This is a genomic window from Desulforamulus aeronauticus DSM 10349, from assembly GCF_900142375.1.
Taxonomy (GTDB): Bacteria; Bacillota; Desulfotomaculia; order Desulfotomaculales; family Desulfotomaculaceae; genus Desulfotomaculum; species Desulfotomaculum aeronauticum.
The window spans coordinates 1-22,568 of record NZ_FRAR01000008.1 but is presented as its reverse complement, the minus strand read 5'-3'; the positions used below and the strand labels follow the sequence as shown (position 1 = coordinate 22,568).

The following is a 22,568-nucleotide window of genomic DNA, read 5'->3' as shown; positions in this document are numbered from 1 at the left end:
ATACTACAAGTGGGTGTAGCAAAAGATACAAAATTTTAAAAAGGAAATAATGCTAGAAAATAGCCTGATTAGGGGGATAAATCTAAAATTTTACATATAAGTTCCTAAAGAAGAGTTGTGCAATATGCTACAATTCTTCTTTGTTTTATCTAGCAAGGTAGATAATTAAAGGCTTTAGCAGATGGCATGAAATTTGCTATATAAAGAATTATATCACAAGCAAAGGAGGGAAGTGCTCTTTAAGCACCTTTTACTATTTCAAAAAGGAGTGGTTGCTATGTGCGGTAAAACAAAGCCTAGTCTGTGGCAAACCATACTATTTTTGTTTTTGGCTATTGGGGCGTACCTTGTTATTTTCTTTAATATTGAGCAGCTAAATCAATTTTACTTAAGTAAAGCGGTTATCCCGGCTGTATGCTTATTGGGAACGGTTATTTGCATTGCATTTTTATACGGCTCGGCGATCTCAAACTTGCTAAGTCTAGTAGGTCTGGAAAGTGACCATTAAAAAGGGTGAAAAGGGGGGATTTCAATGGCTGGTGAAACAGTAAATCTAGTTGGCGAAGTGATGAAATTTGTGGATATCACGCCGGGGACTGCTCTTTGTATGGCGGGCTTAGGTTTCATGGGTGGTATGCTGAGCGGTTTTATTGGTAGTGGTGGTGCCTTTATTATGACACCGGGTATGATGTCCCTGGGGGTGCCGGGAATAGCGGCTGTCAGCACTAACCTAGCCCATAAATTTGGTAAGGCTATCGTCGGTGCCAGGAAACATGCCAAAATGGGGAATGTGGATGCTCGACTAGGTGTTTGTATGGTGATCTTCTTACTGCTGGGAGTTCAATTGGCAGTTTATCTAAATGAGTACATTTTTGCTACCTTGGGCAAGGCAGGATCCAATCTTTATATCAGTATTGTCTTTGTTATTCTGTTGTCTGGTTTGGCTTTATTCATACTGCGCGATATTTTTCGGCCGCAGGAAAGAAAAACGCCGAGTCAGAGTTTGGCAGAAAAGATTTCCAGGGTCAATATTCCACCGATGATTTACTTTAAAGTTGCTAATGTACGGGTATCGCTCTGGTTGGTTGCTTTAATTGGTATGGCAACGGGCTGGTTGGCTGGCACAGTGGGTGTAGGTGGTTTCATTGGTGTCCCGGCCATGATTTATGTGTTGGGGATTCCCACCATGGTAGCGGCTGGTACAGAGCTTTTTTTAGCAATTTTCTCCGGGGCATCCGGTGCTTTCCAGTATGCTTTGAATGGTTTTGTTGATATCCGTTTGGTGCTCCTGTTATACGTAGGTTCACTGGTGGGTCTACAAATTGGAGCCAATGCCACCAAAATGGTCAGCGAACTGCAAGTCAAGTTCGTGATGGCTGTGGTGATCGGTATGTCAGCTGTGAGCCGGGGGTTTGCTATCCCTAAATATCTTAGTGATTTACAGGTTACCAGTTTTTCAACCGGTATCACCAGTTTGTTGGATGGAGCAGCGACAGTTACTTTGTACGGCGGTGCTGGCATAGGGGTGCTGATGATTATCGGCTACATTATACGATATAAACGGGAGCACCGGGTGACTGCCCGGTATTCCCAAAGTACAGGACACTAGCACGAGTGTTCCGGCGACCTTGTTGTCGCTGGAACATTAGTGGTTTTTCGGGAGGGGAAAAATGGATCTCAAAACCAAGTGCCATGATTGCCAATGGGCAGACAATTGCCAACTTAAGAACTCTCTCAACGAAATTGTGCAGCAGGTTATCAAAAGGACGGAGGAATCGGTACGACAGGAAATCTCCAGTGGAATAGAATATATTCTAATTACCGATGTAACGGTGATCCCTACCGACTGCCACAAATTTGCTCCCCGTGAAAGAGTATCTCCGGTACGAGAGCAACCACTGTTGGTCGGGAACGCTCTGGTTACTGTATAGTAAAGGGTGACATGACATGGTTTCCATACGGGATATTATGGTGCCCATCTCCGAATATTCGGTGGTCGATGAACAGGCACTGGTACGAGATGCCATCAAGGTCTTGAAAAAATCCTTCTATAAAGATGAAACGGGGGGTATCGTGGGTCATCGCTCCCTGTTGGTAACAAATAAAAAAGATGAGTTGGTTGGCCTTGTTACCCTGCGCAATATTCTAAAAGCGGTATTGACAAAGTATGATTTACCGGAAAATTATTTGTGGATTTACTCAGTCAATGCCTCCGGTTCCGATATGCCAGTGAGAAGTGTGATGCGGGCGACTAAAATTGTCTTTGTGGATGTGGGAGATGATTTGTACAAAGCAGTAGATTTATTTTTAACCAAAAGGGTGAATTCTTTGCCGGTATTGGAAAAAGGCAAGCTAATCGGTATTATTCGTACAATCGACGTATTTGGGGTGATTGGGAAGCTACTATAGACAAAACCGCATGATCAAGGGGCAAGCCATCTGGGCTTGCCCCATATTTTTGCTCTGAAATGCATCTGGATAAGTTGGCTTCTTGGATAAATTACTTGGCAGAACGCATTAGACAAGTAATTTTGGAAAAAGCTATGAATTAGTGAGAGAGGGAGGCGGCTGCAGTGTTACTAAATGACCCGACGAACAAGGAAAAATTCCGCAAATTGGATGAAGTTCTGGAACGCTATGGTCGTGATCCCGAACAACTCATCCGGGTATTACAGGGGGCTCAGGATATCTTCGGTTACTTACCGGAGGAACTGCAGGCCTACATATCGGATAAAATGGATATCCCCGTCAGTGCCGTCAACGGTGTAGTAACCTTTTATGCCCTGTTTTCTACAAAACCACGGGGGAAGTATACTGTTAACGTTTGTCTTGGCACAGCTTGCTATGTACAAGGGGCACAGCAGATCCATGATAGTTTCAAAAATCATCTGGCCTTAAAAGATAATGACACCACCGAGGACATGCTCTTCACCGTTAGGAGCAGTCGTTGTATCGGAGCCTGCGGACTTGCCCCGGTCGTAACCATTAATGAAGATGTCCATGGCAAGTTAACGGCGAAGGAAGTTTCTAAACTTATCAACAGATATAAAAAGGAAACGGCGGGTGAGAACCATGAGGATAAAGGGCCTACAAGACCTGGAACTTATCAAGAAGAAGCACCTACCGAACCTTAATGCCCGGCTGGGCAATAACCAGACTGCTGGGTACCAAGTTTTGTGCTGTACCGGTACTGGCTGTTCCTCCGGGGGTAGTGAAAAGGTTATCAAAACCTTAAACAACCAGATCAAGCAACATGATTTACAGAACAAAGTAACGGTTTACAAGACCGGCTGTTTTGGTTTTTGCAAAATGGGTCCAATTTTACTGGTTCATCCGGGGCAAATATTTTATTGCCTGGTACATGAGAAGGATGCTGAAGAAATAGTCAGCGAACATTTTAGCAAGGGAAATATTGTCGAAAGATTGCTTTATAAAGAACCTATCGAGAACAAAATCTACCCCCAGCTAAAGGATATTCCTTTTTTTCAGGCGCAACAACGAATAGCCTTGCGGAATTGCGGACTCATTGATCCCGAAGAGATAGAAGAATATATTGCCAATGACGGTTACTTTGCGCTCCAAAATGTACTCCATAATCTAACGCCGCCGGGTGTTATTGAGATCATGGCACAGTCCGGTTTAAGGGGCCGTGGCGGTGGTGGCTTTCCTGTGGGGCGTAAATGGTCCTTTACGGCCCAAGCCGAAGACTCACCGAAATATGTAGTCTGTAACGCTGATGAAGGTGATCCAGGTGCCTTTATGGATCGCAGTATTCTGGAGGGTGACCCCCATAGTGTCTTGGAAGCAATGACCATTGCGGGATACAGTACAGGAGCCAGCCAAGGTGTTATCTATGTCCGGGCGGAATACCCCATCGCTATTAAACGTTTAGAACTAGCTATTAAACAGGCCCATCAAATGGGTTTGTTGGGTGAAAATATTTTTGACAGTGACTTTTCCTTTTCCATAGAACTTCGGCTGGGTGCCGGTGCCTTTGTTTGCGGCGAAGAAACGGCCCTGCTAAAATCTGCGATGGGTCAGCGGGGTGAACCAAGGCCCCGACCTCCTTTTCCGGCAGTGTGTGGTTTTCGCAACAAGCCGACACTAATAAACAACGTTGAGACCTATGCCAATGTGCCCATTATTTTGCGAAAGGGTGCAGCCTGGTATGCTAGCTTGGGTACAGAAAAAAGCAAAGGCACCAAAGTTTTTTCCATTGCGGGGAAAATTAATAACACCGGGTTGATTGAAGTACCGATGGGGACTACTCTGCGTACCATCATTTATGATATTGGTGGTGGGATACCGGGGGGGAAGAAGTTTAAGGCCGTTCAGACGGGTGGTCCCTCCGGTGGTGTCATCCCAGCTCAATTGTTAGATACAACCATTGATTATGAGTCCTTGAGTAAGATCGGCTCCATGATGGGATCGGGTGGTCTCATCGTGATGGATGAAACCGACTGTATGGTAGATATCGCGAAGTTTTACCTGGGATTCAGCCAGGATGAATCTTGTGGTAAATGTACCCCTTGCCGGGTGGGCACCAAACGCATGCTGGAAATCATGGAACGAATAACCCAGGGTAAGGGTGAAATGGCAGACCTGGATGAATTGGAGGAACTGGCCCGGGACATTCAGGAAACTTCCCTTTGCGGACTGGGACAACACGCACCCAATCCGGTGCTGTCAACCTTACACTACTTTCGGGACGAATACCTGGCCCATGTGCAAGATAAAAGATGCCCTGCCGGAGTTTGCCAAGAGTTAACGGACTTTGTGGTAAATCCCGAAAAATGTATCGCCTGTGGTATCTGTGCCAAAGCCTGTGCTACCCAGGCCATTATTGGGGAAAAGAAAAAAAACTATTATATTGATCGCCAGAAATGTAGTAAGTGCGGCGTCTGTCAGACCCGCTGTCCGAAGGACGCCATATTCAAAGCAGCTATGGGGGGTGATAATGCCAGTGCCTACCAACCGGGAAACAACCACACAACCTACCCAACTCCATGAACGGCCGGTGGGAAACCCACCTGTGGCACAAACCGGTGAATTGATTACCATGTTCATTAACGATGAGCCGGTGCAGGTAGACCGGGGCACCAATGTGTTAGAAGCCTGTCGGGCCAATGGTTACGATATTCCCAGTCTTTGTTATGTAAAAAATATCAATACCGCTGGTTCCTGCCGGGTATGTATTGTGGAAATAGAAGGGTCCCGCAATTTACAGGCTGCCTGTGTGTATCCGGTAGCAGAGGGACTGCGGATACATACCAACACAAACCGGGTTCGTCGGGCCAGGCGGCGGGTGGTGGAATTGCTGCTATCAGAACATAACCGGGAGTGTACCGCCTGTGTGCGCAGCCAAAACTGTGAATTACAGCAAATAGCACATAAAGTGGGTGCCCGTTATGGTAAATTAGCCAACCAGCCTGTTCATGAACCGAAGCTTGTTAAAAACCCCTTTATCGTTCGTGACTTTAGTAAATGTATTAAATGCCGGCGTTGTGAGGCTGTTTGTAAAAACCTACAGGGGATTGGCGTTTTTTCACCCCTGAATCGAGGCAACGAAACCATCATTGCTCCGGCCTTTCAAAGAAACATGGCTGACGCAGCCTGTATCGCCTGTGGACAATGCGTGTTGGCTTGCCCCACAGCATCCCTGACAGAGCGTTCCTATATCGATGAGGTTTGGCAAGTTATTGAAGATTCCACCAAGCACGTGGTGGTCCAAACGGCCCCCGCCATCCAAGCCAGTATTGGTGAAGAATTTAACCTACCAGTAGGCACCGTTGTGTCACAAAAACTGGCAGCGGCCTTACGGAGATTGGGCTTTGATAGTATCTTCTCCACCGACTTTGCCGCGGATCTGACGATTGTGGAAGAGGCCAACGAATTTCTCCATCGGTTAGAAAAGGGTGGCCCACTACCGCTTATATCCTCCTGCAGTCCGGGGTGGATTAAACTGTGCGAACATTTCTACCCGGAGTTTATTCCCAATCTCTCCACCTGCAAGTCTCCGATGGAGATGTTCGGAGCTTTGGCCAAGACCTACTATGCAGAGAAAATAGGCATTGCTCCAAAGGATATGGTGGTAGTAGGCGTTATGCCTTGCACGGCCAAGAAATTTGAGGCAGCCAGACCAGAGATGAAAACCTACGGCCAGCGGGATGTAGATTATGTTTTAACCACCCGGGAATTGGCGCGGATGATGCGACAGGCAGATTTAGATTTAAATAAACTACCCGAGGAAGAGTTTGACCAACCCTTAGGTTTTTCTACCGGTGCGGCAAATATCTTTGCGGCCAGTGGTGGTGTTATGGAGGCAGCTATTAGAACCGCTGTGGCGCTCACGGAAGGGAAGGCCATGGGGCGGTTGGAGTTCAAGGAATTCCGAGGCCTGCGGGGAATTAAAGAAGTGACGTTGGCATTACAAGGGCAGGAGATTCGCCTGGGCGTGGCCCACGGTGCTAACAATGCCAGAAAGTTAATGGAACGGGTAAAGCAAGGAGAACAATTTCATTTTATTGAAATTATGGCCTGTGCAGGAGGCTGTGTGGGCGGGGGTGGGCAACCCATTACCAGTAACCCTGAAAAACCGGAATTAACACCGGAGTACCGCAGTGAACGAGCCAAAGGGCTCTATGCCCTGGATCTAAACAAGGAACTGCGCCGCTCCCATGAAAACCAAGCTGTGGTAAAGGTGTATCAAGAATACTTAGGGGAGCCCATGAGCAAAAAAGCCAAGGAAATACTACACACCCACTATACCGTCCGAAGCAAACTACCAGGGTTTGACTTCAGTGAACGGGAAAAAGAGGTGGAAAACCAAGAGATTCCGGTGGGTAATTTACCCGGCCTGTTACACTGAAATATGGAGCACTTCAAACCAAGAGATTGTCGCAAAATTACTTTTTTGCGACAATCTTTTTTGTAGTAGGGGCGAACTTCGTTCGTCCGAATGAATTACCTGCGGGCTACAGTGCTGTATCAAAATAGCGGACGACCACAGGTAGCTCCTACGACATATCATTAATTAATTGTGCAACAGCCCCATGTTTTTAAAGGATTATTCTATGTTACCATAGTAAATAAAGTAAAAGAATTGGCGAAATGGGCAATAAACGTTGGGAGGGAACACCATGGATTTTGCAACTAGCTTCAAGACGGCTCCCGTCATTTTTACCGAGGGTGCGGTGGTGGAACGACTCCGTAGAGAATTTGGTGTCAAACTGAACGACTTTCTGGTTCATTCGGGGCTACTTTATGATCCCGAAGGAAGAGCCGTTCTCCGTAAAATATACAAGCAGTACCTTGACATTGGGCAAAGCAGCCAGGCACCGATGATTCTTTTTACGCCGACCAGACGAGCCAACCCTGAACAGATAAAAAAGGCGGGACTAAGCAATAAAGCTGTCAATGCCGATAATGTCCGATTACTGCAAGGTGTTCGTAATGAGTGCGGTGAATACGCCAAGGAAGTATTTATTGGTGGGCTGATGGGGTGCCAAGGGGATGCCTATCGGGCAGAAGAAGCGTTAACCACCGATGAAGCAGCGGAATTTCATCAACAACAGGCAAAGGCATTGTCTGGTGCGGGTGTGGATTTTTTGTGCGGGACCACCCTGCCGGCTCTTTCGGAAGCGCTGGGGTTGGCTTTAGCCATGGCTGAGACAGGGAAGCCCTATGTTTTAAGTTTTGTCATTAGAGACAATGGAACATTGTTAGACGGCAATTCACTTCATAAAGCAATACTAACGGTGGATCAATCGGTATCTCCGAAACCCTTATTTTATATGGTAAATTGCGTTCATCCCTCGATTGTGCTAAAAGCTTTGGAGAACACCGAGAATTGTACAGAGTTGGTACGGCAACGGCTGACTGGCATACAGGCAAATACTTCTGCCAAAAGTCCCGAAGAATTAGATGGTTCTTCCGAATTAGTATCTGAGGATAGTAGAACCTTAGTAAACCAGCTGGTTACTCTGCACGACCATTATCATTTTAAAGTTTTAGGTGGTTGTTGCGGAACGGATCATCGCCACATTGAAATGCTTGTACGGGCGGTTGGGGTTAATCGGGTGTCTTGAAATGATATGTATTATTCTGATGCACGATATTCAGCTTTAGATTTAGAGAATATGACTAACATACCTATTATTAGATATAACGCCTGATCGTTAAATCCTTGATCGGTAGTTAAACCGTATATCAAGCTACCTATTCCATAAAATACCCAAAAACCGGTGAACCACATAGCAAACTTCCAAAAACGTTTCATTAGGTATCAAGCCTCCTAGATTTTGAACGTTTTATTCTTATGGTAGGTCTTTTGATTATAGCATACCTGCTTGTTTATAGAGTGCCTTTCAGCATTTAGCCTGTTCCGCAGGGGATCTGGTCGGAATGGTAGACCCGTTTTTAAAACGGGACCTAGCGTGGCAATTAATATTAAAAAATTCTGAACAGTTTATGAATAATTGATTAAAAACGTGGACTTATATTTAGGCATGTCTTAAAATGATAAATAAATGATAAATAAAAAGGAGGCAACATTACTATGAAAGTACTTATACCCTTTGATGGCTCGGAAGCTTCTCAAAGTGCCCTTCACTATGTCCTGAAAAGTGCAAAAAATCACAGATCATTGGATATAACAATTCTAACGGTAGTTTGTAACGAGGCCCCCTTTGCTCGTGATTTTGTTGCGAATCCCACAGAAGCTCTTAATGCTTGCCAGGATTTCTTTAGGGGCAGTTTAGAAAAGGCGAAGGCCTTATTTGATGCAGAAGGGATTCAGGTAAGTACCCTTATGAAATCTGGTGACGCTGCAGAGGTCATTATCAGTACAGTTGAGGAACAGGGATTTGATAAGGTTATCATGGGTAGGAGAGGATTATCTTCTTTAACTGGATGGGTTCTGGGCAGTGTTAGTGCAAAGGTCTTGAATAACGTAGATGTTCCTGTGACTTTAGTAAAGTAACAGGAAACCCCGCTAGTAAACTGCACCCAAATTGTTAGCTGTGTCTAACAATTTGGGTTTACTTTATAGCCGGGCTTTTATATTTATGAAGAAGACTCCAATGGATGGGTGTAAATCAGGTTCTTAAAGATTTGGAGGTTTGTCAGCGTGAACAAAATTCTACTGGCTGTTGACGGGTCGGAAAATGCTAAACGTGCTGTCGATTATGTACTAAAAATGACCCGAAAACAAGAAGATCTTATGATAACCGTGATCCATATCATTAATTCCCAAAAAGAGATAACAAAATTGAGAAATATCTCTTCAGAAATTCAGGATATTAAAGAACGGGTTGTTAAAAATGGTATGGAAATTATAGAAAGACATGTAAGTATTTTTGAAAATAATCATATAAAGGTAGCAACCAAGCTATTAGACGGTGACCCGGCTACAAAAATTGTCGAGTATGCCAAGCTGGGTGAATACGACCATATCGTTTTAGGGACGAGGGGGCTAACCGATCTTCAGAGCATTGTACTGGGGAGTGTCAGCCATAAAGTCTTAGCGCTTTCAGAATGCCCGGTTACCTTTATTAAATAGCTTTCGCTACACCAGAGCTTAAGCAAATTTAAGATATGTTTTTACCATCTCAAAGATGGTTCTTATATTGCCTTGACAGAGTAGAGAAAACTCTACTGCAAATAAATAGCCACACTCCCTGCAGAGGCCATCTATTTCCACACATCTGCCACAAAGGTATCTTTGCTTGTTCTCAGATACGATACACTGGTAGCAGGGCCTTGACCATTCATTTTTTAAATAAGCATCAAGGGCACTGGGTAAATTGAAAATAGGCATATTATCTTTCAACATGCTTTTTATGGTAGTAACCGCGATTTGTTTTTCTTCCCGGCTTAAACTTAGGAATTCGGTACCTTGATAGGGAGTGTGGAAGTTAAAGGATATAGAGTTTATTTTGGGATGTTCTTTGGCTAGTTTACATAGGTTTTCAATGTCTTGATAATTTAATTTGTTAATGGCCATGTAGATGCAGATATTGCAATGATCTGTTTTTTGCAAATTCTGCAGAATCAGATCATAGGTATCTCCCCGAATCGAATTATGAGCTTGCCGTGTTCCATCCAGGCTTAGAAAAATAACGTCCGCTTCGGGGATATGTAAGTCGATAGTCCCGTTGGTAACAATATTGACCAGGTAGAAGCCCATTTCCTTTGCTTCCCTAATTAAATCCCGGACGGTTTTTCCCGCCTCCTGCCAAAGAAGCGTTTCGCCGCCGCAGAAAAAGAGAATCCGCAGGCCCTCTTGATAAAAATTTATCATTTCTTTTCTAACGTCTTGATAGGAAAGCATTTGGCCGGTAATGTTGTTAACGGCGCAGTGCTTGCAGTGTAAATTGCAGGAGTCTGTTAAGATGATCGTGCCCAAGATCGGCTGCCGCCGTTTAAACAAAATAGTACTAAGCCCAAAGAGAGCAAGGGATAGAAAGTGTCTTGTTTTCATTTGGCTGCCCTCATAGCTTTATTTCCTTAATCCAGGGTTGTTGCATGGACGCCGCCCATAAGTGGTTTAAATAATGAAGGGAGTACTGTTTTTCTACATAATGGTAGGCAAATCGTCCCCAATCAGTTAGTAAATAATTAGAACCTTGTTTGTTGCAGAATCTAAATGATTTGAGCAGACCAAAGAGAAGTCTGAATTCCTTTTCAATATCTTCATCAAACAGCTGATGAAACCGCTGGGTGTCGATAACCCCGTCGTAGCAGCGCCAAAAGATCCAGAAGATCATTTTTTCTCTCTTGTTCATGGTATTAACCAAGTTAATGGGCATTCTTTTTTGCTGGAGAGCCCGGATATATTCATCTACATGGAAGGTATTGAGATAAAAATAGTTTCCGAACAGAGAGGTGGCGCCAGCCCCCAAGCCAATAAAACTTTCTCTGGTTACCGAGGTATATCGGTTATGCTGATTTTTACCGTACGTCCAGACAGAACTCCTTTTATAACCATGTTGCTGCGAGATGGTATCGATAAGGTTGAGTATTTTACCTTCCTGAATTTCACTAAACCGGCGTAAGCCTTTTTGCTTTATTTGTTTGCCCAGGTTCGTCAGGGGGAAGATGATGAGAGGGTAGATGGAAAGTTGATCTATTTTATAGGAGTAAACCCTTTGCAAGTCGTAGGTAATATCCTCCATGGTTTGCCCTGGTAGATTCGTCATAATATCAACATCTACACATTTGAAATGAAAATTTTTAACCATGGCTAGCACCTGATCAATGTCGTGAGAGCAATAGGTTCTTCCCAACTGCTTAAGTATTTGATCGTTAAAAGTCTGAACACCTAGGCTGATTAAATCTATTCCCAGTGTTTCGAGTTCCCTAAATAATGCCTCACTGGCATCATTCGGGTGAATCTCTATCCCGATATCCCCTTGAAAATGATAGGTATCCCGGATGAACGCAAGAATTTCTCTGAGTTCAGGTAACAAAAGGGTTGGCGTACCACCCCCAATATAGACGGAGGTGATGTTTTTACTGCTCATATACTCTTGATAGAGCATTAGCTCTTGGAGTAGGGCCTCTTTGTAGGCCAGAGCTTTGTTCCGATCATAGAGTACCTTATTATAAGGACAGTACGGACAAAGGGTTTGGCAGAAAGGGATATGAATATAGATGCCCGTTTCCTGATCGATTGTGTTAAAATCAACCATCTTTTCTTGATAGCCTCTGAATAAAAATTTATCTTTCTTACCGATGATTCTTCGAAACAAGTCGGTAATCAATCTTACCCCTCCCTTTCACATAATTCCGTTAATCTTTTTCGGATGTACGCAAGATCAAAGGAGGAACAGACTCGTCTGTCTTGCTGGTCCAAAATTCGATAATGTTGGCTAATGATGTTTTGCTGAACGATATAATTACCTTGTTGCTCTGTATTCTTCCACCAAACTTTACCGCCCAAGGTGGGTTCATAATTATCTTCATAGTTATTGAAAGCAAGGGAAAGCACCAAATCGTGGGGGTTTCCCCCTAAGGCCATTTGGATAATGTCACTATCCTTAAATAATACAGCCACTACCACCGCACCAGTCCAACCTAAACTAGACCGGCCCTTTTCTATTTGGACCAAAGTCTTTTTTGATACACCGATAATTTCAGCCATTTTATCCTGGGTGAAGTCTTTCTCATTACGGATCAGCCTAAGTTTGTTATCAAGTATGGTAATAAATTCGCTTCTATTCAAAATTGTCACCCTTATTTTCACTTTTAGTGTAATTTTACACTTTTTATTAACGTATGTAAATAATGAGAAATGATTCTTAAAAATATCTTCATACATCCAGGAAAACCTATGCCGGCTTTGGCAGCTTCACCGGCACCGGTAACGACGAAGCCAATTGTAAAAAATACGTAGTCTGTAAAAAAGGATGTCAAGAAAGCTGAACCGGCAAAGACAACTGTAAAAGTAACAAAGGATGCGGCTAAGAACAACACTAAGGCTAAACAAACAGTTAAACCTAATAAGAAAAACACCTAGAAAAACGTTAAGAAAAGTACCAAAAAGGATGTAAAAAAAGCCCCTAATACTAGCAAAAAATAACTAAATAAAGAACGTTAATAAGCCCCGCGGTTTTTTAAACCGCGGGGCTTAGATTTTTATAGCGTCAGGAATATAATGAACACTTAAACGGAGGTGAGTCCACCATCAACAATAATAAACTGTCCGTTGGTATAACTAGAGGCATCAGAGGATAAGAACAAAATGGGTCCGTTCAGTTCGCCTTTGCGCCCTGGCCTTGAGGCCGGACAAAGGGCATTGTACATCTGCAAGAAGCTTTTTTCCTTAAAAAGAGTATCCTCGGTCATCTCAGATTCAAAAAGGCCAGGACCCACTGCGTTAACAGTAATGCCATACTGTGCCAAAGAGACTGCCATACCAGTGGTCAAGCCGAGTACGGCGCTTTTCGATGTATTATAAGCGTGGCGGACAAGTGGTTCGGCTTTATCTGCAATCACCGCATTGACAGAGGCAACGTTGATAATCTTTCCATACTTGCGTTCTTTCATCTGGGGAACGACATATTTACACATTAGAAAGATACCTTTAACGTTAATATCCATCGCTGTATCCCACTGTTCGACCGTCAGGTTTTCTACGGAACCTGCAAAGGCAATGCCAGCATTATTAAGTAAAATATCAATTTTACCATAATGCGCCAAAACCTCTGCAACGGCTTGCTTGACGTTTTCTTCTTGAGCAACATCGCACTGTACGGCCAGGGCTTTTTTACCGGTGGCTTCAATTTCTTTCACAACGGTATCGAGCTTTGCTTTTCTTCTGGCCAAAAGTGCAACATCTGCACCTTGGGCAGCATAGGCTCTGGCTGCATCGGCACCCAGACCGCTAGATGCTCCGGTAATAACGGCAACTTTACCTGTTAAATCAAATAAATTCATTAGTATCTCCTTTCTTCATTTTTATATTCGTATTCTAGTACCTGTTTTAAATAACAAATTCAATCAATACTTACTATAAATATTCTTTAAAAAAGTATAAAATTGGTAATTAACTTGTTTATCATAATAACACTTATATAATTATTTATCAAATTTGTAACTTGGTAACAGGATAAACAAATTAAGAAGCAGAATCTTTTCGTTTTAATAAATAGTTATCAACCTTGGTCTTGGCACAATTTTAAAAACTGTGTAATAAGAAAAGGGGGTACTAATTTGTTTTGCCCAAAATGCAAAAGTGAATTTAGAGAGGGATTCTCCCGGTGTTCAAGGTGCGAGGTAGCGTTAATAAGTGATTTACCGTCAAGCACTGATACAAAGGTAAATGAAGTGGTAGATTATGAATTCATAGATTATGAACTCATATATTCAACCTTTAATCCTGGTGAAGTTGCCCTTATAAAGTCATTGCTAGAAAGCGAAAATATCACCTATTTTATTTCGGGGGAGAACCTACTTTACGTTCCCCTATTTGAACCGGCAAAGGTACTGATAAAAAAAGATCAGGCGATGAAAGCAAGGGAGATTTTAAGTGCTATGGCAACATAACACCTCGATAGTAAGTGTAATACAGGGTTAAGGATAAAAGAAATTCTTAAGAAAAAGCTGTGCGATATTAATTTGTCCATAGCTCAGGCCTTTGCCTCTGGCGGACTGGACTACAGCGGCAATTTCGCCAAAACATCTAAAGAAAAGGTTGGTATGACCCCCTCTCAGTACCAAGCATTAGTAACTAAAAAATAAAGAAGCAAAGGGAGTGTTGCAAAAAACCACTTTTTTGCGGCACTCCCTTTGCTGTCAGACATCAGCTTTTTCCACATCGGCCCAACAGATTACCCGTGAATAGATGGCGGTGCTAAGGGTATTTTCGCCACCTAGCACATAAGTTTCCAGCAGGAAATAAGACGGTAATGTGGAACACAGCACAACAATATGTTTAATTCAGGGGGTTTGCTCCTTCATGTTGTTTGATACCCATACACATACTACATTCTCAAGCGATTCGCTTATGACCATTGCCGAGGCCCAACAGGCGGCTGGCCGGCATAATCTTGGTATTATCATCACTGAACATCTGGATCTTGCTTATCCCGAACCAGAGTTGTTTACTTTTAATATTGAGCATTACTTTACTGCCTATGGTCCGCACCGCAGTGATAAGCTCTTGTTAGGTCTTGAACTTGGTATGAGTGATGACTGTGTGGAAACCAATCGGCAAATCGTCGCTGCCTATCCCTTTGACTTTGTCATCGGCTCTATCCACGTAATCGAAAATATGGACATTTGCTCGGAGTTGTTTTGCGAGACCTGGACGAAAAAGGAACTGTATCAGCAATATTTTAAGGCCATGCTTACCTGCCTCAAGCAATATGACTTCATTGATAGCCTGGGGCATATTGATTTTATCTGCCGCTATGCCCAGTTTGATGATCCCGAACTATATTATTTTGATTTTCAAACCGAAATTGACCTAGTGCTCTCCCAACTGGCTGAAGCTGGTCAGGCGATTGAGATCAATACCCGCCGTCTAGGCCTGTCTGGCACCAAAGAGGCACTATTGCCGATTTATGACCGGTTCCGCGAACTCGGCGGCAAGTATGTTACCATCGGCTCGGACGCCCATAAGCCACAAAATATTGGCAGAGATCTGTCGATCGGTTTTGAAATTGCGGAAACTTGCGGGTTAACGCCCGTATATTATCAAAAGAGAAAGCCAATCAAGCTAACGCGCTAAGCGAAGTCGAAAGATTTTGCTAAGGTTATGAGGTGATAGGATTTCTAGCATGGTACGTTTAGACGTATTATGCTGGAGGGAATAAACCGGTTACTTCTCTAATGTAAGAAGTGTGTGCTGTCCCCGGTTGCAGAGTTGGAGCAATAAACAGAAATTTCATAAAAATGTAATATTTTAATGACAGGTATTTTCCTGTCGAATATATAATTACTCTCGAAGAGATTAATAAAGGGGGGTTATTATGAACAATAGTGTAGGCGGTGTTGTTATTGTCGTTGAAGACCGGGAGAAATTGGCACCTCAAGTAAATTCAATCTTGACAGCGTATGGAGATTTAATTGTGGGACGGGTGGGGCTGCCCTATCGGGAAAAAAACAAATATGTAATTACCATTGTGGTTGATGGGGAAGCCGAAGTGGTTAAAGAAATGGTGTTAAAGCTGGAAGAATTGGGGAATATTCAGGTTAAGGTGGCTTTAAGCGGTATTTGTAACTCTTAAGAAATTACAGTGGTTCGAGAAATACCTTCTGTCGTTGGGTGGGTATCATAGGGACAAAAAGTGAACCGATATAAATCCCTGCGATGGGGCGGGCAGCTTCGGCTGTCCGCCCTGCTTTTTTACCTATGCTGTCCGGGAGAACGTAACGAGTTTTGCATAAATGGTACTTCCTCCTTAGTGGTAAGTAGTCCCATTTACACAAAACTCGTTACGTTCTCTGTAAACTTTGGAACCGCCGTATACCGAACGGTACGTCAGACTGTCTAAATTGTTAGGCAGTCTGACGTACGGTGGTGTGGGAGGTCGGTTACTCAATTAATGGGTAGCCTCCTACCCGATTGTTATGAATTATCACTTCATCCTGCGTTGGGAATACTCTTTGAGTGCCTGCTCTTACAACGTGTTATTGACTAAATCAGTCAATAACACTATAATGGGAATTGACCAAAACAGTCAATGGGGTGATGGTGATGCAGGAGCTTCGTATTCCTGAGGACAAAAAGCAGCGGATTGTTCGTGCGGCCATGGAGCACTTTGCCAAAAACGGCTACAAAAAAGCGACCATGGACGAAATCGTCGCGGCAGCAGATATCTCCAAGGGTCTCATTTTCCACTATTTTGGCAACAAGAAAAAGCTGTACCTCTATCTTTATGAATTTGCCTACAGCCTTGTGTATGATCGCGTCGTGAAGACCTTCCAGCAGGAAGACCTGTTTGAGCGCATCCGCGAATCGGAGCAGATCAAGCTGGCTGTGGTGAGCGAGTACCCTTATGTGTTGGACTTTCTCCTTTCAGTCCGCCGGGAAACGGATGAACAGCTGCGGGAGGCCATTGCCCAAGTCAAGGTGGGCCGCTTTCCACCATGGAAGGAAACCTTTCTGCCGGGACTTGACGCATCCAAGCTGCGGGAGGGCATTGAGCTGGAGAAAGTGATCAAGATTATTTCATGGACCACCGACGGGCTTCTGGCGGAGCACAAGAACGATTTTGTGCTGGAGGATGTCTTTGCGGAAATGGATGAATACCTTAATCTGATGCGCCAGGCGTTTTACAAGGAGGAGTATCAATGAGTATGCTTTTGCATCTGACCGACAGCGCTGCCGGAGAACTCTCCCTGACCGGCGGCAAGGGGGCAAACCTGAGCAGGCTGGCCGCCATGGACGGCGTCCATGTGCCCGGCGGCTTTGTCGTCACCACCGAGGCCTTCCGGGCGCTTTGCGCCGGCGTGGTTGCATCCCGCAGCGAAGCGCTGCGGGCGACCTCTATCCCGGTGGGGTTGGCCCGGGCGGGCGACGAAATCCGGCAGGCGATCCGGGATATTCCCATTCCAGAGGAATTTTTGCGGGAGCTTAAGGCGGCGCTCGCGTCCTATCCCCCGGACATCCTCTTTGCCGTGCGCTCCTCGGCCACGGCGGAGGACCTGCCCGACGCGTCCTTTGCGGGGCAGCAGGACAGCTACCTGAACGTGCGGGCGGCCGATGTCCCCCGCGCCGGGATGGATTGCTTTGCCTCGCTGTACAACGATAGGGCAGTGGCGTACCGTGTCAAAAACGGCTACCGCCACGAGGATGTGGCCATCGCCGTGGTGGTGCAGGAGATGGTTCACGCTCAGGTTTCCGGTGTGCTGTTTACCGCCGACCCCATGACTTCCGACCGGCTTACCTGTGTTATCGAGGCGGTGGAGGGATTGGGCGAGGAGCTGGTGTCCGGGCGCAAAACGCCCTTTACCTGGCGTCTGCGGGGAGAGAACATCAAAACGGACAGTAAGGCCGCCCCGCCCCTTACGGATAGTAGGTTGCGGGAACTCGCCGCCATCGGCAAGCGAATCGAGGCTGCCTTCGGCGCGCCCCAGGATATCGAGTGGTGCTGGGTAGACGGACGGTTTTCCATCGTGCAGTCCCGGGCCATCACCACGCTGTATCCCCTTCCCGAGAGTCATGACGGCCTTAAACGGGTCTTTGTATCGGCGGGACATATGCAGATGATGACCGATGTGATGCTGCCGCTGGGCATGTCCTTTATGAAGCTGATCGCCCTGCTCCGGATGGAGGAGGTGGGCGGGCGCCTGTATATCGACGTCACCCACGACACCAAGTCGGCCTACGGCAAAAAGATGATCCGTACCAAGCTGTCCGCCACCGACCCGCTGACGAACCAAGCCATAGAAGAAGTGCTGGCGCGCAAAGATTACATCCGCGGCATCCCCAAGGGCCCCGGCAGCTTCTCTTCCTTTGGCGGCTGGCTTCCCATCCTCCGGGAGGGGATCCGACTCTACCGGCACAACGATCCCGCCGACATCGATTGCTATATCGAGCGTATGAGAGACCTTGTTGCCCGGTTGGAAGAGCGGCTGGAACCTCTTTCGGGCATGGCGGCCATCGAGGCCATTCTGGAGGATCAAAAGCAGCTTTCCCAAATTATTTACGATGCCTCCGGCTTTGGGATGGTGCTAGCCACCCAGTTTATAATTCAAAAAATCGACGACATGGGCAAAGCGCTCACAGGCGAGGAGCACATCAGCAACCGCCTGTCCAAATCAGTGGAGCACAACCCCACTTCCGAGATGGGGCTTGCCCTGAGCGAAGTGGCGGATCTGGCCCGGACGTATCCGGCGGTGGTGGGGTATCTTGAAGCGGCAGGGGAAGTCTTCCGTATGGAGGACTTGCGCCAGGTGGAGGGCGGCGGCGCCGTGGCAGATGCTTTTGAGAAGTTCCTGCGGCAATACGGTATGCGGGCTACCGGTGAAATTGACATCTCCAAGACCCGCTTCCGGGAAAATCCCGCCGAGCTGGTGGCTACGGTGCTCACCAACATCCGCACCCTGCCAAAGGGGCACGGCAAGTCCTCCTTTGAACAGGGTCGCAGAGAGATGGAAGCGCTGATAGAAGAACTGTCAGCATTGGCACAGCAAAAGCTGGGCGCCCGCAAAGCAAAAAAGCTGCGCCGCTACATCTCCTTTTTCCGCAATTACGTGGGCACGCGGGAGTATCCCAAATACTTCTGGATCTGCCGTTACGACATATACAAGAAGGCGCTCATGCGGGAGGCAAAGCGCCTTACGGAGCAAGGCGTCCTCCGGGAGCCCGGCGATATCTTCTACCTGTATCTGGAAGAACTGCGGGAGGCGGTCCGAACTGGCCGTGTGGATTATGCCACCATTGATCGCCGTAAAAAAGACTATGCCCACTTTGCCACTCTCACCCCGCCCCGGGTTATCTTTTCGGACGGCGAGGTGCCGGAGATGACTTATCAAAAGGATATTCCCACCGGGGCGCTGCCCGGCTTGGGGGTTTCCTCCGGCGTGGTCGAAGGCCGGGCCCGTGTGGTTGGATCCATTGAGGATGCGGTTATGGAAAAAGGCGATATTCTGGTGACCTCCTTCACCGATCCCAGTTGGACGCCGGTGTTCGTTTCCATCGCAGGGCTGGTCACCGAGGTGGGCGGCATGATGACCCACGGCGCGGTCATCACACGGGAGTACGGACTGCCCGCCGTGGTTGGTGTTGTCGGAGCAACCAGGCGCATCAGGGACGGCGATCGCATTCGGATAAACGGTGACGAGGGCTATGTGGAAATCCTCTGAATCGGAAGAAAAAGGGGCGGTAGATGTGAAAGAGAAACAAAATCCCTTCAATAAAAATCTGCTGCTCCCTTTATGGGGCATATAACCGAGCACCTTACGAGTGTGGGTTCATTGCATCCTAATAGATGTTCTCAAAGAAGAAGCATTTATAATAAGTAATTGCAACAACAAACAAAAGCAATCGGAGCCAACTATCGGCTCCGATTGCTTTTTGAATCCATATTCGGTTTACCTTAAGGGATCGGTTCACAATTTGTCTTTGTAACTACTCGCCCTTTAGGCAGAGGGTGTTTTTTTACTATTTATTTTTAATAGCCCTTAAAACTTTTTGACTTATCCCGTGCGTCTATATAATGTATACAAAAAAGATACGTATCTTCATCAAAGGAGAGGCTCAGGAGGATGGGTAAAAACAACTTGGAGCAACAAATTGCAGACTATGTTATCCAATATAAAGAGAACCACTATCGGTTGGCTTATAGTTACGTGAAAAATGCTGACGATGCTTTAGATATTGTTCAAGAGTCTATCTATAAAGCCCTTTCGTCAATGGATTCACTAAAAAATCCGAGCCATATAAAAAGTTGGTTCTATCGCATTGTTGTCAATACCTCATTGGATTTTCTGCGAAAACAAAAAAGGATCGGTGTAGTGGACGATGAAACGCTTTCCGTTCTTGAGGGTGGTGCGGTTGATCATTATGAAAACTTGGACCTGCAAAAGGCATTGGATGCTTTACCTGTCAATTACCGTAGTGTAGTAATACTTAGGTATTTTGAAGACTTAAAGCTAGAAGAAATTGCTGATATTCTCAATGAAAATGTCAACACAGTGAAAACCCGTCTCTATAAATCCCTGAAAAAGTTGCGGGTACAAATGAATGATGAAGTTCAGGAGGAATTAGCATGAAAGACAAAAATCTGGAACAGCTAAAGAAAGAATATATGGATATTCCCATTCCTAGTGAATTAGATTTTGTAGTTAAAAAAGCATTAAAGGATGGTGGGGTAAAATTGAACCAGCCAAGAAACCTGTTTAAAAGAATGAGTAAAATAGTTGCTTCTATCGCCGCCTCGGTGGTTCTGTTTGCCGCCGTGGTTAATGTTAGCCCGGCCTTTGCTAAAACAGTATCGGAAGTACCCCTTGTTGGTAGTCTTGTCCAGGTATTAACCTTTAGAAATTATATTGTCAATGAAGATACCTTTCAGGCAGAGATCAAAGTGCCTAAAATCCAGGGCTTGGAGAATAAAAACTTGGAAAACAGCTTAAACGAAAAATATCTTGCTGAAAACAAAAAGCTGTATGATGAATTTATGGCTGATATAAAAGAATTAAAGGAAAACGGAGTGGAGGCACACATGGGCATACACAGTGGCTATGAAATTAAAACCGATAATGATGTGATCCTTTCCGTGGGTCGTTATGTGGTAAATACCGCAGCATCTTCCTCCACAACTCGTAAGTACGATACAATCGACAAAAAGAAACAAGTGCTAATTACCTTACCCAGTTTGTTTAAGAATGATCGTTATGTAGAGATCATCAGCGAGAATATTAAGCAGCAAATGAAAGAACAGATGAAAAACCCCGCTGAAAACAAGATGTATTGGCTTGAAGTTGCGGGGCAGGAACAAACTTTTGAAACATTTAAAAAAATATCCGATGAACAGAGTTTCTATATTAATTCAGCGGGCAAACTGGTTATTTCCTTTAATAAATATGAGGTGGCTCCAGGGTACATGGGAACTCCAGAATTCATCATTCCCACCGAGGTAATAGCGGATGTTTTAGTAGGTAACGAGTATATTAAATAGATAGTAAAAACAAATACTAAATGACCCGTTGTGAAATTGAGCCGTAAAGGGCTATTAGACTATGAAAGAAATTTATTAACTTACACTAAAGAAACAATTAATTATCAACATTATGATAATGAAAAATTTAATACATCGAGCTTTTTAATGCTAACATATCACAGGAATTAGAAAGGATGTTAGCAATATAAGATTATGGAGTCACACTTCACAAGGTGGCTCCTTTTCTTTTATAACCTAATATTATTTTTGGGAAATAGCTAAGCTTATGGCGAGTATCAACTCCAATCATAGTTCGTTAATAAATTTACAATATATACCATTAAAATCTAATTTTTTACATAATCGACATTATAAGATAATATATCCGAAGGAAAAAGCCCGTTGAAGTTATAATATTCAAAATATTATTTTCTATTTTGTTTTGGGGAGAGATTTTATATGAAAAGAAGACTGCTATGTTTTTTATTGATATTAGCTATAGAAATTATTTGTTTTCCTCTCGTCTCGTTTGCATCAGAGTCCATAGAATCAGATTCTTCCATTCTGGAATCAGATCATAGAGGATCGGAAAATAAAGATAAGATAGTTGATTCAAATATAGAGTTTAATGAATTAGTTCTAGAAAAAGATATTGAAAAAAATTGCTCAGTCAGTAGTGAAGCTGACGGCTCATTTTCCATTAAAAATAAAAAGGGACTATACACAGCCGCTTTTAAGCCTAAGTCTGGTAATGGACTACTTAGCTTTTCCCAAGGCAATGCAAACCTGCTAATCAGTCCTTTAAACCCCGGATCAGTTTCAGGGAGCGTCTACAATAACATCATTACATACGACAACATCTATCTTGATACAAGTATTAAGTATACGCTGGAAAGAAGCAGGCTTAAAGAGGACATAGTTGTCCAAAAGTATACCGGGATAAGTGATTTCTATTTTCAACTAAATGTGAACAATGCTAAATACGAGAAAAAATCTAACGGTGAAATACATTTCTTTGATCCTATTTCAGATAACCCGCTTTTCTATATGCCCAAGCCCTATGCTATAGATAAAAATGGTACCCGATGTGATCTAGTTAATATGGAAATATCTAAGAAGGGGTTGTTGACAATTTGCGTTGATCCTGAATGGCTTAAGAAAGCCGTTTATCCAGTTATTATTGATCCAACACTATATTTGGCATCCAGTGTAAAAACATCATTAGGATTATTCGAGACATATGCAAGCAAATCAGGGGTAAGTATTGTTGATACCACTTATCCGCTAAACAACAGTACGATAAAAGCAATTAGGCTTAACGTAGGAGCAAATGTTCCAGTTATAGCATCGAATTTGCTCAACCTGAAAACGAATACAAACTATGTTTTAGAGTTTGACTATTGGGCGGACATTGATAATGCAAAATTTAATGTGGACTTATGGCCGGATGACCTTCCA

The 22,568-nt window shown here is 44.4% G+C and carries 23 protein-coding genes; 18 read left to right on the top strand and 5 right to left on the bottom strand.

Features of this window, described 5'->3' with window-relative positions:
• Positions 1 to 277 precede the first annotated feature (277 nt).
• The 8 genes from BUA78_RS04510 to BUA78_RS04475 all read left to right on the top strand — a co-directional run bounded on the left by BUA78_RS04510 (position 278) and on the right by BUA78_RS04475 (position 8,087).
• Positions 278 to 508 carry a hypothetical protein gene (locus tag BUA78_RS04510; protein WP_072911596.1) on the top strand — a complete coding sequence of 77 codons (231 nt, stop codon included), beginning with the start codon at positions 278 to 280 and terminating at the stop codon, positions 506 to 508.
• Positions 509 to 532: 24 nt separating this feature from the next.
• Positions 533 to 1,609: a sulfite exporter TauE/SafE family protein gene (locus BUA78_RS04505; protein ID WP_072911310.1), complete on the top strand. Its 1,077-nt coding sequence runs from the start codon at positions 533 to 535 to the stop codon at positions 1,607 to 1,609.
• Positions 1,610 to 1,670: 61 nt separating this feature from the next.
• On the top strand, positions 1,671 to 1,931 hold the full coding sequence (locus BUA78_RS04500; protein WP_072911308.1) for a hypothetical protein: 261 nt from the start codon (positions 1,671 to 1,673) through the stop codon (positions 1,929 to 1,931).
• Positions 1,932 to 1,947: 16 nt separating this feature from the next.
• Entirely contained in the window at positions 1,948 to 2,409 is a 462-nt protein-coding gene (locus BUA78_RS04495) for a CBS domain-containing protein (RefSeq protein ID WP_072911307.1), read from the top strand.
• Between the two features lie 164 nt (positions 2,410 to 2,573).
• Entirely contained in the window at positions 2,574 to 3,134 is a 561-nt protein-coding gene (locus tag BUA78_RS04490) for an NADH-quinone oxidoreductase subunit NuoE family protein (protein WP_072911305.1), read from the top strand.
• Complete coding sequence (locus BUA78_RS04485) at positions 3,073 to 5,010, top strand: NADH-ubiquinone oxidoreductase-F iron-sulfur binding region domain-containing protein (RefSeq protein ID WP_072911304.1); 1,938 nt, start codon at positions 3,073 to 3,075, stop codon at positions 5,008 to 5,010. Before BUA78_RS04490 ends, BUA78_RS04485 begins: the two co-directional genes overlap by 62 nt.
• Positions 4,958 to 6,868: an NADH-dependent [FeFe] hydrogenase, group A6 gene (locus BUA78_RS04480; RefSeq protein ID WP_238456721.1), complete on the top strand. Its 1,911-nt coding sequence runs from the start codon at positions 4,958 to 4,960 to the stop codon at positions 6,866 to 6,868. The genes BUA78_RS04485 and BUA78_RS04480 overlap by 53 nt, the downstream gene beginning before the upstream one ends.
• Positions 6,869 to 7,139: 271 nt before the next feature.
• Positions 7,140 to 8,087 carry a homocysteine S-methyltransferase family protein gene (locus tag BUA78_RS04475; RefSeq protein WP_072911302.1) on the top strand — a complete coding sequence of 316 codons (948 nt, stop codon included), beginning with the start codon at positions 7,140 to 7,142 and terminating at the stop codon, positions 8,085 to 8,087.
• Between the two features lie 11 nt (positions 8,088 to 8,098).
• On the opposite strand, the gene BUA78_RS04470 is transcribed toward BUA78_RS04475, so the two are convergent.
• Positions 8,099 to 8,278, bottom strand: a complete 180-nt coding sequence (locus tag BUA78_RS04470) for a hypothetical protein (protein WP_072911301.1) — start codon at positions 8,276 to 8,278, stop codon at positions 8,099 to 8,101.
• A 279-nt stretch (positions 8,279 to 8,557) separates the two neighbouring features.
• Between BUA78_RS04470 and BUA78_RS04465 the strand changes: the two genes are divergently transcribed.
• Entirely contained in the window at positions 8,558 to 8,980 is a 423-nt protein-coding gene (locus tag BUA78_RS04465; protein WP_072911299.1) for a universal stress protein, read from the top strand.
• A gap of 147 nt (positions 8,981 to 9,127) precedes the next feature.
• On the top strand, positions 9,128 to 9,559 hold the full coding sequence (locus BUA78_RS04460; RefSeq protein ID WP_072911297.1) for a universal stress protein: 432 nt from the start codon (positions 9,128 to 9,130) through the stop codon (positions 9,557 to 9,559).
• Positions 9,560 to 9,577: 18 nt separating this feature from the next.
• Here BUA78_RS04460 and BUA78_RS04455 read toward each other — a convergent pair whose 3' ends face one another.
• The 4 genes from BUA78_RS04455 to BUA78_RS04440 form a co-directional block, all read right to left on the bottom strand.
• Positions 9,578 to 10,480 carry a radical SAM protein gene (locus BUA78_RS04455; protein ID WP_072911296.1) on the bottom strand — a complete coding sequence of 301 codons (903 nt, stop codon included), beginning with the start codon at positions 10,478 to 10,480 and terminating at the stop codon, positions 9,578 to 9,580.
• Between the two features lie 10 nt (positions 10,481 to 10,490).
• A complete protein-coding gene (locus tag BUA78_RS04450; RefSeq protein WP_072911294.1) occupies positions 10,491 to 11,762 on the bottom strand; it encodes a coproporphyrinogen-III oxidase family protein in 1,272 nt (423 codons plus the stop codon).
• A gap of 2 nt (positions 11,763 to 11,764) precedes the next feature.
• Positions 11,765 to 12,223 carry a helix-turn-helix transcriptional regulator gene (locus BUA78_RS04445; protein ID WP_072911293.1) on the bottom strand — a complete coding sequence of 153 codons (459 nt, stop codon included), beginning with the start codon at positions 12,221 to 12,223 and terminating at the stop codon, positions 11,765 to 11,767.
• A 440-nt stretch (positions 12,224 to 12,663) separates the two neighbouring features.
• Positions 12,664 to 13,437, bottom strand: a complete 774-nt coding sequence (locus tag BUA78_RS04440; protein ID WP_072911291.1) for an SDR family NAD(P)-dependent oxidoreductase — start codon at positions 13,435 to 13,437, stop codon at positions 12,664 to 12,666.
• A gap of 276 nt (positions 13,438 to 13,713) precedes the next feature.
• Here BUA78_RS04440 and BUA78_RS04435 point away from each other — a divergent pair, with 276 nt between their 5' ends.
• The 8 genes from BUA78_RS04435 to BUA78_RS04400 all read left to right on the top strand — a co-directional run.
• Positions 13,714 to 14,046: a putative signal transducing protein gene (locus BUA78_RS04435; protein WP_072911290.1), complete on the top strand. Its 333-nt coding sequence runs from the start codon at positions 13,714 to 13,716 to the stop codon at positions 14,044 to 14,046.
• 412 nt (positions 14,047 to 14,458) lie between these two features.
• Positions 14,459 to 15,232, top strand: coding sequence for a histidinol phosphate phosphatase (locus BUA78_RS04430; protein ID WP_072911288.1), 774 nt, complete (start codon positions 14,459 to 14,461; stop codon positions 15,230 to 15,232).
• A gap of 241 nt (positions 15,233 to 15,473) precedes the next feature.
• The gene (locus BUA78_RS04425) at positions 15,474 to 15,731 is read left to right on the top strand and encodes a TM1266 family iron-only hydrogenase system putative regulator (protein ID WP_072911287.1); all 258 of its coding nucleotides are present in this window, start codon (positions 15,474 to 15,476) and stop codon (positions 15,729 to 15,731) included.
• Between the two features lie 470 nt (positions 15,732 to 16,201).
• Positions 16,202 to 16,801 (top strand): TetR/AcrR family transcriptional regulator, encoded by a 600-nt coding sequence (locus BUA78_RS04420; protein ID WP_238456719.1) that lies wholly within the window; start codon positions 16,202 to 16,204, stop codon positions 16,799 to 16,801.
• A complete protein-coding gene (locus BUA78_RS04415) occupies positions 16,798 to 19,314 on the top strand; it encodes a phosphoenolpyruvate synthase (protein ID WP_072911284.1) in 2,517 nt (838 codons plus the stop codon). Before BUA78_RS04420 ends, BUA78_RS04415 begins: the two co-directional genes overlap by 4 nt.
• A 402-nt stretch (positions 19,315 to 19,716) precedes the next feature.
• Positions 19,717 to 20,223 (top strand): RNA polymerase sigma factor, encoded by a 507-nt coding sequence (locus tag BUA78_RS04410; protein WP_072911282.1) that lies wholly within the window; start codon positions 19,717 to 19,719, stop codon positions 20,221 to 20,223.
• The gene (gene rsiV / locus BUA78_RS04405) at positions 20,220 to 21,128 is read left to right on the top strand and encodes an anti-sigma-V factor RsiV (protein ID WP_072911281.1); all 909 of its coding nucleotides are present in this window, start codon (positions 20,220 to 20,222) and stop codon (positions 21,126 to 21,128) included. Before BUA78_RS04410 ends, rsiV begins: the two co-directional genes overlap by 4 nt.
• A gap of 441 nt (positions 21,129 to 21,569) precedes the next feature.
• Positions 21,570 to 22,568, top strand: a 999-nt coding sequence (locus tag BUA78_RS04400; protein ID WP_139257241.1) for a hypothetical protein, incomplete at its 3' end; no start/stop codon positions are given.